Here is a 15,143-nt window from a genome sequence, read left to right as displayed (position 1 = left end):
GCGTAGCGTTCCGTAGGAAAGGCAGGTTTTGCCTGTGTAGCCGCACCTGTGCCAGGGCTAGTAACAAATTAGACTTTTCAAACAACCTCTTAGAGGCGTAGCTGTATTTGCTGCTTGATTCTTTCACAAGTCTATGATATTATCCGTGCAATTGGATTGATACAGTAATCCGATAGATTTACAGTAGATTAAAATCTGTCCGAGATTATGCGCCATTTCCCAAGTTGCTTAATTAAATTTATCAGCTACAACTTTCATTTCACTTTCCAGCTAATTGCCAGTAGCACAAAGGGCAGACATTCAGTATTGAATAAACGAAAACATTAAAAAATTACTACTGCATTATGGTAGAAATATCGAGCAAATCTCACTTTAAGCTATTCAATTACTTTCTACTATTCTTAGTAGGTGCAGTATTCACCTTATCTACGACTTTAGTCAGCTGTAAAGCACCAAGTACACCAGAGAAAGCCGCTAACGCCTCTAATAGCAATAAGACAAAAGTCTTACACATGGGCTATATGACAGCTGGAGACTTACTCAAGATTAAAGGACTGTTAGAAAAACGTTTAACTCCACTGGGTATTTCTGTAGAGTGGTCAAAATTTGCTGCAGGACCGCAACTTCTGGAAGCGATGAATGTGGGAAGTGTAGATTTCGGCTTTGTCGGTGAAACTCCGCCTATCTTTGCTCAAGCGTCCGGCGTTCCTTTTGTTTATGTTGCTAGTAGTAAACCTGGGACTGGTGAGGAAACTGCTGTTGTAGTCGATAAAGACTCTCCAATCAAGACAATAGCTGACCTCAAAGGTAAAGGACTCGCCTTTCAAAGAGCTACTGCACAACAGTATTTCGTTCTGAAGGTTTTGGAAGAAGCAGGACTAAAACTTAGCGATATTAAACACATTAACCTCACACCATTAGAAACTCGTGCAGCATTTGAACGTAAAAGTGTTGATGCGGCTGTAATTGGCGACCCCCACCTGGCGCTATTTCAGAAAACTGGCAGTATTCGGATTATCCGAGATGGTAAGGGAATTACTACCCAAGGAGCCTACTGGTTAGGTTCGCGCAATTTCGTCAGAGATAATCCTGATGTAGTGAAAATCATTTTGGAAGAAGTCAACAACGTCGGTAAATGGGCTGAAGCTAACCCACATCAAGTAGCTGAACTGATTTCGCCCGAAGCAAAAATTGATGTTCCAACACTAGAACTAGTATCAAAGCGCAGGCATTACACTTTAAGACCTCTTAGTGAAGAAGTTTTGTCAGGACAGCAGAAGATTGCTGATTTGTTCTATGAGCAAAAATTCATCACTAAGAAAATTAATGTTAAAGAAGCGACACTTTCCTCTGAACAATATGCTGCTTTGACCCCTTCGGTAGTTAAGCCTTGAGTATTTGCAGTAAACTTAAGCATCAGAAAATTGATAGCATATTATGGTAGCTAAAAAACACAACTTTCTAATGTTATTAATGGCTGGAGTATTTACTCTATCCACGACTCTAATTAGTTGTAAGACACCAAATACACCAGACAAAGCCGCCGTCGCCGCTTCTAATGGCATCAAGACGAAGGTGTTACGAATAGGGTATTTTACTACTGCGGATATAACCAGAAATAGACAAGTTTTAGAGAAACGCTTGAATCCACTAGGCATTAATGTACAGTGGGCAAAATTTACCGCCGGGCCGCAACTTCTAGAAGCGATGAATGTCGGCAGTTTGGATGTCGGTGCTGTCGGTGAAACTCCACCCATCTTTGCTCAAGCAACTGGCATTCCTTTTGTTTTTATTGCTAGCACTAAACCACCTACTGGTGAAGGAACTGCGATCGTAGTACATAAAGACTCCCCAATCAAGACTGTAGCTGATTTAAAAGGTAAGACTCTTGCTTTTCAAAGAGCTACTGCGAGTCAATACTTTGTGGTGAAGGCTTTGGAGGAAGTAGGGCTGAAGTTGAGTGATGTCAAATATCTAAATCTCATATCACCAGAAACTCGTGCAGCATTTGAACGTAATAGTATTGATGCAGGTGTAATTAGTGATCCTCAACTTGCCGAGTTTCAGAGAACTGTGGGAGTTCGGATTCTCCGGGATGGTAAAGGGATTACGACCCAAGGTGGTTACTGGTTAGCTGCACGCAGTTTCGTGAAGGAGAACCCGGAATTAGTGAAAATTATCCTCGAAGAAGTCAATAATGTAGGCAAATGGGCTGAGGCAAATCCACGAGAGGTTGCCGAAATAATCGCGCGTGATGCCAAGCTAGATATTCCAACATTGGAAAAGGTAGTCAAGCGGCGGCGTTATACCTTAAGACCTATTAGTGATGAAATTCTGTCAGGGCAGCAGAAGATTTCTGACTTGTTCTATGAGCAAAAATTTATTACTAAGAAAATCAATGTTAAAGATGTGGCGCTTTCCTCTGAAGAATATGCTGCCTTGACCCCACCCGAAATCAAGCCTTAGAGGATGTTTTAAAAGTGGTGGCTGAGGTACCAAAACTTTAGCTCCTCCTAAATCCACACCACTTGCTTCAAGTCCGCAGAGCCGACGCCAGTCGCTCATGGGGGAAACCACGCCAGATGCTTCAAGTCGGCGGAGCCGCCCAACGCACTGGCTCCCCAAGACCGCGCTGGCTCCCCAAGGCACTGGCTCTCCTTAAAATAATTCGTAATTAAGTTTTGTGACGAACGCGAACAGCGTCTCTAAGAGTTGAGTGCTGTTGTGGCGACGGTTTCCGACTCGCATTACTTCGAGTGAAAAAGAATGTAGAGACGTAGCACTGCTACGTCTCTACAAGGGTTCTTGATAACGCATATTTAATTTCTAAACCATCCATATTGGGCATGGCTAAATCGGGCAGAATCACATCTGGATTGTATTCAGTTGCTACTTACAGCAGAATTCAGGAGTCAGAATTGGTGAATTCAGAAGTAAAACACGCTTTATACCTAGCTTTGAGACGAATCGTTGTCTACTTCACCTTCCTTGAAATCTGCTGTATATCGCGTGTTTGCAGGAAAATTGATAACCGTGAAACACTATATTTCACTCATAAATTCAGATGTGCTGACCCTGATTTACTAGGTTTCAGAGACTTTTTCATTTTGAGGACAAAGAGAGCGAATTAACTCCCGAATCACATCGGTTGCTGGTCTTCCTGTGATTGAACAGTATTGTTCAAGCTTCTGTGCCTCGCTTGATGTGAGATTGATTGTAAGTCGTTTAGCAGCCCATTTTTTATTCATGTATTAGAGAGACAAGCGATATTTTTAAACTACTTCTCTAATATCAATCATTTAAGCTGCTAAGACAATGGTATAACTAATGACATCTACTTCAAGTAATCATGAAGCTGGATATTATTTTTTCTAAGCAATAGTCAAGAGGTAGGGTATATTCTCAAGTATGAAGTTTAGCTACTTTTAGGGCAGTAATTATAAGTAGAATGTAAAAGGAATATTAAAGTAAGTAAACACAAAATAAGTATTTTCACCAACTGTCATTAAACATCGACGTCGCCAAAGTGTTAGAGGATGTTTGTAATGTCTTAGTTTTCCATATTTTAAAACAGGAGTTTGAAACCATCTGACGGCAAGAGGGAATTTTGCAATACAACTGGATTCTTTCATCGCCCCTGCCTTAATTCAGTAACTGAATTATGTAAGATTATTAACAATTCTTGTATCTGGTAGTAAATAGCTGTACTGTAAACGGCTAATAATAATACTGTTTAGTAAGGGGAGATTTATGAAATCAAAAATGGTTGCAGCTTGGCAATATGCAAAGAAAATTTTTGTTTTCCCAAGAAATATTATATTTTTTGGGTTGGCACTTTTACTGATTTTAGCTTTTAGTACGATTGTAAACTTCACACCATTGGCTCAACCTGCCACAGCTTAAGTGACGCCAATCTCAACCACTATTCCACATTATGCCGTAACTGCTGAATTTGGTAGAGATAGACCAGGTAGCGATTACTATTCTTTTACGATTTCAGCATACGCTTCAATTTGCCAGCAGGCTTGTATTAATGATACCGGCTGTATTGCTTATACTTATGTTCGACCAGGGCCAAAAAGTCCTAGTGCTGTTTGTTATTTAAAATCTGTAGCCCCAGCTTCTAACCCAAATGACTGCTGTGTATCCGGTGTGAAATTGTAACCTAAAAGTGCGGTGCGATCGCATCATGACATAGACTTACAGCAGTTTTTATGTATTTGAACTACATCTGTCGTCGGGGTATAGGAATGCTGTGTCCCTACTGTGTGGTCTGTTTACCTGAAAATAGCTGTAAAGACTTTAATACAGCACAGCGTAAATCCAGCTACCATCTCAATTAACCAGACAATTATTTGAGCAACTTGTTAAAGGTAGGCAAACTTCCGCCACAGTGTAGTAGGATGATTGTTTAGCGCTAATTTAGTGATTTCCGATAATTATGTTTTGATGTAGTTTGCAACTTCAACCTCATGAGCGATGCTTGTAGGTTTAGGAATAGGTAAACCATCTTCTAGCATTCCTTCTAGATGAAATTCAATAGCTTCTGCAATCATCTGCTTGACTTCTTCTAAAGTTTCACCCACAGCTACACAACCTGGTAAATCAGGGACATAAGCGCCGTAGCTAGTTTCTCCCTTTTCAATCACAACTGTATAATGCATCAGTCTTCCTCCAATTGAGCTTGTCTCCAGATATTTTTCAGAGTGCCAATTGGCACATCCACATTTGGCTTACCAGACACTGTTACAGCACCAGGTTTATCTGGATGTTTGAACTGTCGATGACTACCTCTAGTTCTATGAAGATACCAAGCATCAGCTTCTAGTCGTTTGATAACTTCGCGTACTTTCATGCTACTACTTATCTGTACAGATAAAATTTCTGTTACAGATAGAGTCGCTAATTGAGAAGTCAAAAGTCAATAAGATTTCCTCATTTTGGGAAATTTCCTCATTTCGGGAATATTTTGGATTCAGAGATTCCCGACCCTATACCCCACAAAAAAGAATAAATTAGCTTAAAGTCTTATCAAACAGAGACTTTAGTTATTGAGTACATTATTAATACATATTAATAGATGCAGTATTGGGGATGAGATATTAATAGATGCAGTATTTATTTAAAGTTAACTTAAGGCTATTTCTGATTCTTATATTCACACGTTCTGAATAATCCAGCTTAGAGGCGGGGACAAAAATCATATTATGAACAAAACCTTTGCAACTATTGACGGGAATGAGGCTGTCGCCCGTGTCGCTTACAAATTAAATGAAGTGATTGCCATTTATCCCATCACCCCCTCTTCAGCAATGGGTGAATGGGCAGATGCTTGGTCAGCAGAAGGTCGTTCTAACCTCTGGGGTACTATTCCCAGCGTTGTGCAAATGCAGAGCGAGGGAGGAGCCGCAGGCGCTGTGCATGGAGCATTACAAACAGGTTCCCTGAGTACCACTTTCACGGCATCTCAGGGGTTATTATTGATGATACCCAACTTCTACAAAATTGCTGGTGAACTGACTAGCGCTGTGGTTCACGTTGCAGCCCGCTCTTTGGCTACCCACGCTTTATCTATTTTTGGCGACCATAGCGATGTGATGGCAGCTCGTGCTACTGGTTTTGCGCTGCTGTGTTCCGCTTCAGTGCAAGAAAGTCAAGATTTTGCTCTCATCGCCCATGCTGCTACCCTAGAAGCGCGAGTCTCGTTTATGCACTTCTTTGATGGCTTCCGCACCTCCCATGAAGTCCAGAAAGTCAAATTGCTGTCAGATGACGATTTGCGATCGCTAATTCACGATAACCTAATACTCGCACACCGCGCCCGTGCGCTGACCCCAGATTGTCCAGTATTGCGCGGTACTGCCCAAAACCCCGATGTCTACTTCCAAGGACGTGAAGGCGCTAACCCTTACTACAACGCTTGTCCAGAAATTGTCCAGCGCATCATGGATCAATTTGGAGAACGCACGGGAAGGCATTATAAAATCTATGAATATTACGGCGCCAACGATGCCTCGCGCGTTATCGTTCTTATGGGTTCAGGTTGTGAAACTGTCCATGAAACGATAGATTATCTTAACGCCCGTGGTGAAAAACTTGGTGTAGTGAAAGTGCGACTTTACCGCCCCTTTGATGTCCAAAGGTTTGTTGCAGTATTGCCAACTAGTGTACAAGCGATCGCTGTTCTTGACCGCACTAAAGAAGCAGGTAGCGCCGGGGAACCTTTGTATTTGGATGTTGTAGCTGCTATTCATGAAGCGTGGGGAGTAGGGGGAGATGAGGGAGTAGGGGGAGATGAGGGAGCGTGGGGAGATGAGGGAGCAGGGGGAGATGAGGGAGCAGGGGGAGATGAGGGAGCGGGGGGAGATGAGGGAGTAATGGGAGCAACATCCTCCTCATCCCCCTCATCCCCCTCATCCCCCTCATCCCCCTCATCCCCCTCATCCCCCAAAATCATTGGTGGTCGTTACGGTCTTTCTTCCAAAGAATTTACTCCGGCGATGGTGAAGGGCATTTTTGATAACCTTGGTAAAGCTAAACCAAAAAATCACTTTACTATTGGGATTAATGACGACGTTACTCATACTTCCTTGAGCTTTGACCCCAACTTCTCCACAGAATCGGATAATGTTGTTCGGGCTATGTTCTATGGATTAGGTGCTGATGGCACTGTTGGGGCTAACAAAAACTCTATCAAGATTATTGGTGAAGAAACCGATAATTATGCCCAAGGCTACTTTGTCTTTGACTCCAAGAAATCTGGCTCGATGACCGTCTCTCACCTACGCTTCGGCAAAGAGCCAATTCGCTCCACTTACCTAATTGACCAAGCCAACTTTATTGGTTGCCATCATTGGGGATTTCTGGAACGCATAGATGTTTTAAAAGCTGCTACTTCTGGGGCGACTTTGCTGATTAATAGTCCATATAATGCAGATACCGTCTGGGAAAATCTGCCGCTCAAGGTGCAGCAGCAAATTATCGAAAAACATTTGAAGTTATACGTAATCGATGCTAGCCAGGTTGCCCGCGAAAGTGGTATGGGTGGACGTATTAACACTATTATGCAGGTATGCTTCTTTGCATTAGCGGGTGTCTTGCCACAAGAAGAAGCGATCGCTAAAATCAAACAAGCAATTGACAAGACCTACGGTAAAAAAGGCGCAGAAGTTGTCCGCATGAACTTACAAGCTGTAGACAACACCTTAGACAACTTGCATAAGGTAGATGTACCACAAACACTCCCCACAGACGCGATTAATCGCGTCTCTACTCCAAACTCTTGTACAGACGCGATTAATCGCGTCTCCGTCTCCGCTCCCGAATTTGTGCGAGAAGTTCTGGGCAAAATCATGGTATGGGAAGGCGATGACTTACCTGTTAGCAGACTACCCGTTGATGGCACTTTTCCCGTAGGTACTGCCAAGTGGGAAAAACGTAATGTTGCTGAAGAGATACCTGTATGGGAGCCGGATGTCTGCGTCCAATGTGGTAAGTGTGTGATGGTTTGTCCCCACAGTGCCATCCGTGCCAAAGCTTATCAAGCGGATGAGTTAGTCAATGCACCGGGAACCTTTAAATCAACTGGTGCAAAAGATAAAGACTTTGCTAATCAAAAATTTACCATTCAAGTTGCCCCAGAAGATTGCACAGGATGTACTATTTGTGTAAATATTTGTCCTGCTAAAGATAAATCTCAGCCATTGCGGAAAGCGATTAACATGGCACAGCAGTTGCCTTTACAAGAACAAGAGCGGAAAAACTGGGATTTCTTCTTGAGTTTACCCAATCCTGACAGGCGATCGCTAAAATTAAACCAGATTCGCCAACAACAACTACAAGAACCTTTATTTGAATTCTCTGGTGCTTGTGCAGGTTGTGGTGAAACACCTTATTTAAAATTATTAACACAATTGTTTGGCGATCGCGCCGTCATCGCCAATGCTACAGGTTGTTCCTCAATTTATGGTGGGAACCTCCCCACAACTCCTTGGACAACCAACGCTCAAGGACGCGGCCCCGCATGGTCTAATAATCTATTTGAAGATAACGCCGAATTCGGTTTTGGCTTCCGTCTTTCTCTCGATAAACAAGCTGAGTTTGCGGCGGAATTGTTGCAACAGCTAGGGAGTGGGGAATGGGGAGTGGGGAGTGGGGAATTGGGAATACATCAGGAGTTGGTACAGTCTATTCTCAATGCCAAACAAAACACTGAGGCTGATATTTGGGAACAACGAGAACGGGTAGCGCTGTTGAAACAAAAGCTAGATGAACTGTTAGAAAAAAGGAATTACTACTCCCATGCCCAAATCCAAAGTCTCAAATCCCTTGCAGACTACTTGGTGAGAAAAAGCGTCTGGATTGTTGGCGGTGATGGTTGGGCTTATGATATTGATTTTGGCGGTATCGATCATGTAATCGCTAGTGGTCGAAATGTCAACATCTTGGTAATGGATACAGAAGTGTATTCTAATACAGGCGGTCAATCTTCTAAAGCTACGCCACGAGCAGCAGTTGCTAAATATGCCGCCAGTGGCAAGCCTGCACCTAAAAAAGACTTAGGGATGATTGCCATGACCTACGGAAATGTTTACGTAGCGAGTGTAGCCCTTGGTGCTAGAGATGAACATACTCTGAAAGCATTTTTGGAAGCAGAAGCTTATGAGGGTCCATCACTGATTATTGCTTATAGCCATTGCATCGCCCACGGCATTAACATGACTACAGGGATGAATCATCAGAAAACTCTGGTAGAATCAGGTCGTTGGTTGCTGTATCGACATAATCCAGAGTTGCTCAAACAGGGTAAAAATCCTTTGCAATTGGATATGCGATCGCCTACGCAATCTGTAGAACATTCGATGTATCAAGAAAATCGCTTCAAAATGCTTACCAAGAGCAAACCCGACGTAGCCAAGCACTTATTAGAACAAGCTCAAGCTGAAGTAGATGCACGTTGGCAGATGTATCAATATTTGGCAAAGCGTGATGTTAATGACTAAGTGACATCTCTCCGTCCTAAAGGCTACGGTGAATTACCCCCCTTAATCCCCCCGATAGATTGGGGGGAAACCGGAAATCTAGTTCCCTCCCCTTTATAAGGGGAGGGTTAGGGTGGGGTAAAACCTTGGTTAACGTGCCGTGAGTTCGGAGAGGGGAGATAAAGCGCAGCTTTATCGGGGTGAGGTTAAGCTGTACTTCACTCTTATTAGGAAACACTATAACATCGTGATATTCATGAGAAACATCGTGATGTTCATGAGAAACATCGTGATGTTCATGAGAAACATCGTGATGTTCATGAGAAACATCGTGATATTCATGAGAAACATCGTGATATTCATGAGAAACATCGTGATATTCATGAGAAACATCGTGATATTCATGAGAAACATCGTGATGTTCATGAGGAACATCGTGATGTTCATGAGGAACATCGTGATGTTTATGACAAACCCTGTGCTTTAAGTTGTATTAAAGGCGAACTTTATCCAACAAACACGCAAATATTGGGCTTGGTTTTTCAACACAGCCTATAAAAGGCTTCTTGCTGTTTCAGCTAAAAAAATAATTAGGCAATTTTTAATAACGCGAGGAAAAAAGAGTTTCCCAGTCAATCACAGGCGGTCTTTGTCCCTGGTTGACTATTTCAAAAATTTGTCTCGAACTATTTGGCTGAAAAAGGCATTCCACACAAGCGCTGGCGACATCAATCCGGCTGGCATCACCCGAAAGTGTATCCCCAGTGGCTACCACCACACCGTATTTACCCCCAGTTTTTGCCTTTAAGAGCGTGTTGAGGTCGTATGAGGTATATGGGCCGTCAATGAGGCGTCCTGGGCGGATAATAGTGTAAGGTAATCCTGAATTAATAATGGACTCCTCGCCCTTTTGTTTGGCATCCAACACGCCGAAGGCATTAAGAATACTAAAAGGAAACTGATTTTTACGGAGAATTCCACAGGAAGAGACGAAAACAAATCGCTGCAAATTTCGTGGTGCTGCTGCCACTAGGTTGCTGATACCTTGGGCATCGACCTTCGCCGGACTATTCTTTGCTTTTGCTTCACTAGATTTGGGGTTAAGAAAAGTGATTCCCCATTCAATCAAGTTTGGAGGTTCGTCAAACTCCCATCGCGCAGAGGGAAAGGCAGTGGTTCCAGTACAACTTATGATGTGGCTCACACCTAGCGTTGCGGCTGGCAGTGTAGCTGGCTGGCGGATGTCACCAACGGCAATTTCCACACTAGAGTTAAACATCTCTTCAGCTTTTGCAGCATTGCGTGTCAGGACACGAACTTTCAAGCCTTTCTCTAGCAGCTTACCTACCACCAGTTGCCCCACTCCACCAGTAGCACCAGCAACTAGGACCAAATTTTCAACTGAAGTTTCAAAAGAAGTCATAAAGTACCTGTGAGATAGTCTATAGCGGTTCTCAATTGCATGGAATACAGGAGCCAGTCGGGTGGGCGAGTCTCCCGACTTGACCGAACTGGCGTACCACTCCCAGGGGCACAGCATTGCTGTGCCCCTACCATCTGTTGCATCCCAACGAGAACTGCTATATTGCTAATCTAGTGACATACTCCACACACTCCCTATAAGAGTGAGTGTGGGCTTCTCAGTGACTCCTCTAGGAGGACATTAACTGAGCTTTAAAGCCCTATGCCCTAGGGACTTTTGGAGATAATTTTGAACTTTTTTGATAGGCTGCTTTTCAGCATTTAATTGAGTTACACCTAGTGGTTAAAATTATATCAAATATTTTGAAAAAAATCAAGAAAGTGTTCATTCCTCAATGCCTACGGCACGAAGATAGCGAACGACCAACATTGCTGATTTCGCAATGCTCAATGCAAGGAAAGTTGGTCAAGAAAGTCACCACGCGTATTCATGAGGCAGCGCTTTGGGCGGGTTTCCCGACTTGTAGCGACTGCCGTCTCATCACCTCCCTATCGGGTAGGTGAGAGGCTTCTACTGTTTAAGCTAAAAAAATGCGATGTCTACGACGGGCGTAGATGCAGTACATCGCCAAAATAGACCTAGATTAAAAATTTTGCTCATGGCTGTTGACTCTGTAGCATACAGGCTGAAAACTGGGAATTTTAAGATCAGGGCAAACTCCCTAAATCTAAATCAGCACAGTAGCCAGCACTTGAGGTTTCGAGCCACGAATGAAAATTAGTCAAAAATTAATTTCGGGTATTCTAGGAATGGTTACTCTCTCAGCAACTATTGGTGCAATTAGTGCCAATCAGCAATTGAAGATGGCTAAGTATCTTGCTCAACAAGAAGCTGAAGAAGTTGCGGGACTACTGGGATATTTCGTAAGTCATGAGATGCAATACCACGAAATGCGATCGCAAGAGGAGTTGCTAGCCCATTTGCAAGAGCATGTTCAAGCCCTACATAAGCAACGTCAGCGTGATCTGGAGATTGTAGACCGCAATAAAATCATTCTGGCAGATGTAGTTACCGAAGACATCGGTACGCGATTAGATCACGATCGCAATAATGAAGTTGGTAAAACTATTCACGATGGTATACCAAGAACCTATGTTGAGACTAGTTCTGAGTACCCAAAGGGGATTCAATTGATTGCTGTTGCTTTTAAGACTAGCAACGGTGAAACCTTTGGTGCAGTAATTCTGGAATATACACCGCTTTACGAAGCAGCGCTAGCAATAGCCTATAAAAATATTGTTGTGACGTCGGCCATTAGTTTGGGATGTGGCATATTTGCATTAGCAGCAGTTTATCTGCTCTCCAGAAGTATCTCAAAACCGATTAAACAACTCCAGCAAGCTGTAGTATATCTGGCTGAAGGTAAGCTGGATACCAGAGTTAGTATTGGTTCCCAGGATGAGATTGGCGAGTTAGCCACCTCGTTCAACAAAATGGCGGACGATCTGCAATATTCTAGAGTTGAGTTGGTCAATGCTAACGAACAATTACGAGACGAGATTGTTGAGCGCCAACAGGCAGAAGCCGAACTTCAGCAAGTTCTGAAAGACCTGCAAAAAACCCAAATGCAATTAATTCAATCTGAAAAAATGTCGAGTTTGGGTCAACTAGTGGCGGGAGTTGCCCATGAAATCAACAATCCGGTTAATTTCATCTACGGCAACCTCCAATACACTGATGATTACACTCAACAGCTGTTGCTGTTAATTAAGCTTTATCAAAATTATTATCCCTACCCAGAGCTAGAAATTCAAAATGCTAATAAAGAAGCAGATATTGAGTACCTAATAGAAGATTTGCCTAAGATGTTGTCTTCAATGAAGATGGGGGCTAAACGCATCCGTGAAATTGTTCTCAGTCTACGAATTTTCTCTCGTTTGGATGAAGCTGAGTTCAAAACGGTTGATCTGCATGAAGGAATTGACAGTACTCTGTTAATTTTGCAACACCGTCTTAAGGCACAAAATAATCGCCCTGAAATTAAAGTGGTCAAAGAATATGGTGAAATGCCTAAAATCCAGTGTTTTGCAGGGCAAATGAATCAGGTATTTATGAACCTCTTGGCAAATGCAATCGATTCTTTAGAAGAGGGGTTCCAAAAAGAACTTTGTCCAAATCCCTTGATTCGCATTTCTTCTGAACAGGTAAATGAAAATGTCGTGATTCGGATTGCTGACAATGGAGCAGGAATTCCAGAAGAAATCCAGTCGCGTCTATTTGACCCTTTTTTCACCACGAAACCAGTTGGTCAGGGGACTGGTATGGGATTATCGATAAGCTACCAAATAATTACTGAAAAGCATGGTGGCTCTTTGCAATGCATTTCATCACCGGGACAGGGTGCAGAGTTTGTAATTACAATCCCGATTCGAGCAGTGAAATCAGCACAATTATCAATAGACATCTCCAGAAATTAAAGATGCCTTATCCAGAATCCTTGTAGAGAGACGTAGCAGTGCTACCTCTCTACATTCTTTTTGACTAGATGTCTAATCTGCGATCGCACTTACAGCAGAAATCATGTATTTGAACCACATCTGTCGTAGGGGCACAGCAATGCTCATTGGTGTCAACTTAAGTAAAAAGTCAGCAGAAGATGTAATCTAAGGACATCTGGTTTGATGTTCTTAGTGATACATCATGAGTACAAAACGTCCAGCGCGAAAAGGAAACCCCGATCTGCGGCAGCAAAAACATATACCAGCACCGCCGATAGAGGAAATGGAGAAAGAAATAAATTCAATTGCTATCTCCAGTGAGCTTTAAACCCCTGAGATTGTATGAAGACAAACAGAAGAAAAAATTCCGAGATAGAATATTAACCCTACCGATGATGATGGCGATGGTCGCTCCGCGAACCGCCGCAGGCATCGTTGTGAGTTTAGTTGATCGCCAAATTCCAGGCTTAAGAGAAGTACAAAGGGTCTTGTCACGCATTGGGATTGTTATGGGTGGAACGAATGGAAGTGAGTGCCCAAGCAGTGTCAAAACGATTGCGAACATTGCCAATTGAATTATTTGCACAAGTTTTTGAGCAAGTAATGCAAAGAATCAGTACTCAACCAAAAAATCAGGCAATTCCAGAGAATTGGCTGGAAGTTTTAGTTATCTTCGGAAATTGGTTTTCCAAAATTAGAAAGTCAATTTCCTAACTTGACGATGCGCGTCTAATTAAATTTATCTATTGTAAAGGAGTGCAGTCAAGGCGAACACCTAAAACGCGATCGCTGCACAGACTCAACTTACTAAACTCCCTCAATTAAGTAAGGAGAAAAACAATGTTTAACATCAACAACCAAACCCAAGACCTCTACAGCCTCGAATTGGTGCAAGACCTTGACCATGAAGCCGCTGCTACTGTTACTGGTGGTTATTTATCCATTTCCACTGATGCTAATGCTCAAGGAAGTCAGCTAGTTCTCGGACAAGGATATACCAGTTTAGGAGGCTATAACAATAAAGTATCTTGGTACCAAACGACTAACGAAGGTTGGTATGCCTACACTGGTGAGAATTACACAGGTCAATCCTACTATCTACCACCAAACACCTCAGGTAACTTATCCGCTTATGCTAACGACACCTGGCAGTCTGCCCAACCTGCATCCCAATCTGCTCCGATTAACGGAGGTCATCACTGGTGAGAATTACACAGGTGAATACTACTATCTACCACCAAACACCTCAGGTAACTTATCCGATTATGCTAACAACACCTGGCAGTCTGTCCGACCTGCATAATCAGCTCGGTTCTATTTCGTACCGCAGACTAGAATCATGAAAAACTTAAAACAGAAAAAATGCTCTCACACAAGCTTTTAGCTGAGTAACATCCTTTTCTGGCAGTTTGTAGGGGCGAGGTCGTTTTCGCTCCTAGTTTTTGATTTTATTTAAAATAGCACAAATAAACGTAAATGGCAATATATATAGCTTGATTGAAGCTCAGGGATGGATGTACGGATCTAATAGGACTCTTTGAGGTTTTGTGTTGGGTAATTCGATGACTTGTGTGTACACCGTAGCCTTAAAAAGGGGTGATTTCTAAAGCTTTTTAGGGGGTTGGGGTATCTGAGTGCGTAAGTCGTGGAAGTTTTAGTTATCTTCGGAAATTGGTTTTCCAAAATTAGAAAGTCAATTTCCTAACTTGACGATGCGCGTCTAATTAAATTTATCTATTGTAAAGGAGTGCAGTCAAGGCGAACACCTAAAACGCGATCGCTGCACCGACTCAACTTACTAAACTCTCTCAATTAACTAAGGAGAAAAACAATGTCTAACATCAACAACCAAAGCCAAGACCTTTACAGCGTCGAATTAGTGCAAGACCTTGACTATGAAGCCGCTGCTACTGTTACTGGTGGTACATTATACATTTCCACCGGACCTAGTGGTTCAGGAAGTGAGACAGCTGTCGGAAAAGCATATCCCGATTTAGGAGGCTATGACAATAAAGTATCTTGGTACAAGGTAACGGGTAACACTGGTTGGAATGCCTACACTGGTACGGATTACACAGGTCAAAAATACTATTTAGCACCAGGCACACAAGGTAACTTAGGCGGTGACGCTAACAATAACATTGAGTCTTTACAACCTGCATTACCTGCATAATCAGGTCGGTTCTATTTCATACCGCAGACTAGAATCCTGAAAAACCTAAAACAGAAAAGAATGCTCTG

General features: G+C 42.7%; 12 protein-coding genes and 1 pseudogene. 9 read left to right on the top strand and 4 right to left on the bottom strand.

Annotation, left to right across the window (positions count from 1 at the left end):
- Positions 1-344 precede the first annotated feature (344 nt).
- Together V7K27_RS05500 and V7K27_RS05495 are read left to right on the top strand one after the other, a co-directional pair.
- On the top strand, positions 345-1,394 hold the full coding sequence (locus tag V7K27_RS05500) for an aliphatic sulfonate ABC transporter substrate-binding protein (protein WP_334945076.1): 1,050 nt from the start codon (positions 345-347) through the stop codon (positions 1,392-1,394).
- 43 nt (positions 1,395-1,437) lie between these two features.
- The gene (locus V7K27_RS05495) at positions 1,438-2,466 is read left to right on the top strand and encodes an aliphatic sulfonate ABC transporter substrate-binding protein (RefSeq protein WP_334945074.1); all 1,029 of its coding nucleotides are present in this window, start codon (positions 1,438-1,440) and stop codon (positions 2,464-2,466) included.
- A 617-nt stretch (positions 2,467-3,083) separates the two neighbouring features.
- Here V7K27_RS05495 and V7K27_RS05490 read toward each other — a convergent pair.
- The gene (locus V7K27_RS05490; protein ID WP_334945073.1) at positions 3,084-3,248 is read right to left on the bottom strand and encodes a CopG family transcriptional regulator; all 165 of its coding nucleotides are present in this window, start codon (positions 3,246-3,248) and stop codon (positions 3,084-3,086) included.
- Between the two features lie 502 nt (positions 3,249-3,750).
- Between V7K27_RS05490 and V7K27_RS05485 the strand changes: the two genes are divergently transcribed.
- Both V7K27_RS05485 and V7K27_RS05480 read left to right on the top strand, forming a co-directional pair.
- Complete coding sequence (locus V7K27_RS05485) at positions 3,751-3,903, top strand: hypothetical protein (RefSeq protein WP_334945071.1); 153 nt, start codon at positions 3,751-3,753, stop codon at positions 3,901-3,903.
- Positions 3,904-4,164: a PAN domain-containing protein gene (locus tag V7K27_RS05480; protein WP_334945069.1), complete on the top strand. Its 261-nt coding sequence runs from the start codon at positions 3,904-3,906 to the stop codon at positions 4,162-4,164. It abuts the gene before it with no gap.
- A gap of 275 nt (positions 4,165-4,439) precedes the next feature.
- On the opposite strand, the gene V7K27_RS05475 is transcribed toward V7K27_RS05480, so the two are convergent.
- Together V7K27_RS05475 and V7K27_RS05470 are read right to left on the bottom strand one after the other, a co-directional pair.
- Positions 4,440-4,664 carry a type II toxin-antitoxin system HicB family antitoxin gene (locus V7K27_RS05475; protein WP_334945067.1) on the bottom strand — a complete coding sequence of 75 codons (225 nt, stop codon included), beginning with the start codon at positions 4,662-4,664 and terminating at the stop codon, positions 4,440-4,442.
- Positions 4,664-4,918, bottom strand: coding sequence for a type II toxin-antitoxin system HicA family toxin (locus V7K27_RS05470; RefSeq protein WP_334945065.1), 255 nt, complete (start codon positions 4,916-4,918; stop codon positions 4,664-4,666). Before V7K27_RS05470 ends, V7K27_RS05475 begins: the two co-directional genes overlap by 1 nt.
- Positions 4,919-5,207: 289 nt before the next feature.
- On the opposite strand from V7K27_RS05470, the gene nifJ reads away from it, so the two are divergent.
- Positions 5,208-9,002: a pyruvate:ferredoxin (flavodoxin) oxidoreductase gene (nifJ, locus tag V7K27_RS05465; RefSeq protein ID WP_334945063.1), complete on the top strand. Its 3,795-nt coding sequence runs from the start codon at positions 5,208-5,210 to the stop codon at positions 9,000-9,002.
- A gap of 580 nt (positions 9,003-9,582) precedes the next feature.
- Here the strand turns inward: nifJ and V7K27_RS05460 are convergent.
- A complete protein-coding gene (locus V7K27_RS05460; RefSeq protein WP_334945061.1) occupies positions 9,583-10,404 on the bottom strand; it encodes an SDR family oxidoreductase in 822 nt (273 codons plus the stop codon).
- A gap of 770 nt (positions 10,405-11,174) precedes the next feature.
- Between V7K27_RS05460 and V7K27_RS05455 the strand changes: the two genes are divergently transcribed.
- From V7K27_RS05455 to V7K27_RS05440, 4 genes and pseudogenes are all read left to right on the top strand, one after another.
- A complete protein-coding gene (locus V7K27_RS05455; protein ID WP_334945059.1) occupies positions 11,175-12,881 on the top strand; it encodes a sensor histidine kinase in 1,707 nt (568 codons plus the stop codon).
- Between the two features lie 223 nt (positions 12,882-13,104).
- Positions 13,105-13,577 (top strand): annotated as a pseudogene (locus V7K27_RS05450) (IS4 family transposase); the annotation flags it as partial.
- A gap of 165 nt (positions 13,578-13,742) precedes the next feature.
- Positions 13,743-14,108, top strand: a complete 366-nt coding sequence (locus V7K27_RS05445) for a hypothetical protein (protein ID WP_334945058.1) — start codon at positions 13,743-13,745, stop codon at positions 14,106-14,108.
- A gap of 625 nt (positions 14,109-14,733) precedes the next feature.
- Positions 14,734-15,075 carry a hypothetical protein gene (locus tag V7K27_RS05440; protein ID WP_334945056.1) on the top strand — a complete coding sequence of 114 codons (342 nt, stop codon included), beginning with the start codon at positions 14,734-14,736 and terminating at the stop codon, positions 15,073-15,075.
- Positions 15,076-15,143 lie beyond the last annotated feature (68 nt).

The organism is Nostoc sp. (assembly GCF_036919575.1).
Classification (GTDB): Bacteria; Cyanobacteriota; Cyanobacteriia; order Cyanobacteriales; family Nostocaceae; genus Nostoc.
This window is presented reverse-complemented; position numbering and strand designations above follow the sequence as displayed.

Coding starts and splice junctions, on each gene's coding strand:
- V7K27_RS05460 (WP_334945061.1), bottom strand. CDS start 10,404: ATGACTTCTTTTGAAACTTCAGTTGAAAATTTGGTCCTAGTTGCTGGT.
- V7K27_RS05485 (WP_334945071.1), top strand. CDS start 3,751: ATGAAATCAAAAATGGTTGCAGCTTGGCAATATGCAAAGAAAATTTTT.
- V7K27_RS05500 (WP_334945076.1), top strand. CDS start 345: ATGGTAGAAATATCGAGCAAATCTCACTTTAAGCTATTCAATTACTTT.
- V7K27_RS05455 (WP_334945059.1), top strand. CDS start 11,175: ATGAAAATTAGTCAAAAATTAATTTCGGGTATTCTAGGAATGGTTACT.
- V7K27_RS05440 (WP_334945056.1), top strand. CDS start 14,734: ATGTCTAACATCAACAACCAAAGCCAAGACCTTTACAGCGTCGAATTA.
- V7K27_RS05495 (WP_334945074.1), top strand. CDS start 1,438: ATGGTAGCTAAAAAACACAACTTTCTAATGTTATTAATGGCTGGAGTA.
- V7K27_RS05475 (WP_334945067.1), bottom strand. CDS start 4,664: ATGCATTATACAGTTGTGATTGAAAAGGGAGAAACTAGCTACGGCGCT.
- nifJ (WP_334945063.1), top strand. CDS start 5,208: ATGAACAAAACCTTTGCAACTATTGACGGGAATGAGGCTGTCGCCCGT.
- V7K27_RS05445 (WP_334945058.1), top strand. CDS start 13,743: ATGTTTAACATCAACAACCAAACCCAAGACCTCTACAGCCTCGAATTG.
- V7K27_RS05490 (WP_334945073.1), bottom strand. CDS start 3,248: ATGAATAAAAAATGGGCTGCTAAACGACTTACAATCAATCTCACATCA.